The sequence below is a fragment of the Myroides marinus genome (assembly GCF_900109075.1).
In the GTDB taxonomy this organism is placed as follows: Bacteria; Bacteroidota; Bacteroidia; order Flavobacteriales; family Flavobacteriaceae; genus Flavobacterium; species Flavobacterium marinum_A.
Genome location: NZ_FNYS01000049.1, coordinates 1 through 2,293 on the forward strand (window position 1 = coordinate 1; position 2,293 = coordinate 2,293).

2 protein-coding genes are annotated in these 2,293 nt (G+C 27.5%); both read right to left on the bottom strand.

Annotated elements, in window-relative coordinates; translation table 11 throughout:
- Positions 1–232: 232 nt before the first annotated feature.
- Positions 233–901, bottom strand: coding sequence for a hypothetical protein (locus BMX53_RS18835; protein WP_074748519.1), 669 nt, complete (start codon positions 899–901; stop codon positions 233–235).
- 8 nt (positions 902–909) lie between these two features.
- Positions 910–2,172, bottom strand: coding sequence for a carbon-nitrogen hydrolase family protein (locus tag BMX53_RS18840; RefSeq protein ID WP_074748522.1), 1,263 nt, complete (start codon positions 2,170–2,172; stop codon positions 910–912).
- Positions 2,173–2,293: the final 121 nt, after the last annotated feature.

Here is a 2,293-nt window from a genome sequence, read left to right on the forward strand (position 1 = left end):
CGTGTATGGATAAAAGAGGAAGTGATCTTAACAGAAGAAGAAATAAAACTACGAGAGGCCATCGATAAGGGTAATAACTATCTAAGAGGTATACTTGGCCAGAGATAGGTTAGTTAGCTGATAGCTTACAGAAGTTGCCTACGGCATTATAAATAAAAAACGGTTAATAACACAGAGGATGTTATTAACCGTTTTTTATTCTAATGTATTCTTTCTTTTAACTATAACAATACTATTTTAATACCTCTTCACAGCTATTGTAGAACACTTGTCTAGAGTAATACATTGCGTGTTGGCTCCATCTATAAACTGAAAAAGAAAACAAAAGAATCAATCCCACCAAACACATCCAATTTTCAATTAAAAACAGACATTTCCCAACTATAAAAGTATATAAAACAAAAATAACTATAGAAATCAAGAAACTCACAGATAAATTTCTACTCAGAACTTGTTGATAATAATGCTCCAACAACTTAGAATTGGAATTAATATTACTATTATAATCTTTTAATTGATTAGCTTTTCTAAAATACTCCTCTGCTATTGTTTTATCAAACTCTTTAGGTGAACATTTTTGCATTTTTGCAGATAAATATTCAATAATTTTATCAGCAGAACTAAGTTTTATTTCTTTATCCTTTTGCGATAATAACTTTTCAGATGGCTTCATAAAACAACGATAATATCTTTTTTCAAAATCACTTGATACTAGGTCTACTAAATATCCTAATAAGAAGATTAAAAAGGTACTTAACAAGAGTAATACTCCTTCATTTTTACCATTAAAATAATTTAACTGAATATCCTTAAAATCAATCAATGAACATATAAAAAGTATCATTATTATAACAAAACCAGGTAACAGATATTTAAAAACTTCTTGTATTCTTAAATTCATTTTTTAATTTATTTAAATTTAAACTCTATATTATTAATTCGAGCTTCTACATCTTTCCTATCAAAATCTGGTGGAGTTGGTTTCAATAATGTACTACATTCCTTTTGTAAATGGTATTCTTTAAACTGAAAACTTCTCAAATTTCTTATTTTTAAGGTACCTACAAGGGTTACTGAATTTTCACCTCCTTTTACATGTACTGTATTCATAAAATCACTTTTAGAAGGCTGACTAATACGTGAATCTCCAAAATCAGAAGAATTAACTTGGACGAAATACGTATGTATGTCTCTAACCCATGAACCTGCAACATCAGAAAAATACTTTGTATCTTTATTATACTCAGAAGCTACTATAAAGTCAACCTTTCCTTTAAACAAAGCACGATGATTAATGTCTGCTAATTCAAAACAATTATATACAGAAAAATACACATTCCTAAAATGAAATAAATCATATGAAGGTTTAACATTACTGATGTCATTAGGAATTAGCAACCTATATCCTGTTAACTGATGCCTTTCAAAATGAGAATAATGATTTTTAAGTCTAATACGAACAAATGAAGTTGTATAGTTTCCAAACTTAAAAGGCAAAATAGTAACTAAGAAATTAAACACAAGTCCTTTAGAATTTACCCAATGCTCAAGTCCTGCAACAATAGCCAAATAACGTTTATGACTTCTTTCACCTAATAATCTTATCCATGAATAAGGTATACTACACTCTGGAAACACAATTAAATCAGCTCTATTTTTATCTGCTTCATTAATTAGGTTGAACAATCTTTGTCTTCTTTCCTTTCTTACATTAGGTTTATTAAAAACACTATTCATCATATCTGAATCATGTACTTTTATATTTGCAATAGCAACTTTCTTATCAATTCTTTCATCAAAAAACTCATCAACATTATCTCCTCTTATAACAATGTTATTAATCCTTACACCATTTTTTTCATACTCATCAATAACAAAAAAAGCCGTTTCTAGTTCTTTGTACTTTTCTTCTCCAAAACTACTTTTCCAACAATAATTTATTATATAGTACCAAAGAAAACTATCTTTCGGTATTGAATTTACAACATCTTTTGAGTTCTCTCCTTTTGAGTTCTCTCCTTTTGGATTATCTTCAATAATTCTATTAACTAATTCACTAGTCTTAAAATCAAAAACATCATCATTCTCAACCTTTAATTTTAAACTAAGATTACTAACAACAAAAATAATTCTATATATATTAACTTCATGAAATTGAATATAATAAGGCAACAATATACATAATGTAGAATTAATTTTATTGAGTTATCTGTTTAGCTTCCGTTAATCATATTTAAAGAAGTTGGTTTTGCCTTAACCATCTTAACAATTGTGTTATGAAAAATTGTTTCCT

What these genes read in the sequence shown, in the direction of transcription:
- BMX53_RS18835 (WP_074748519.1), bottom strand. Translation starts at nt 901, where the DNA reads ATGAATTTAAGAATACAAGAAGTTTTTAAATATCTGTTACCTGGTTTT.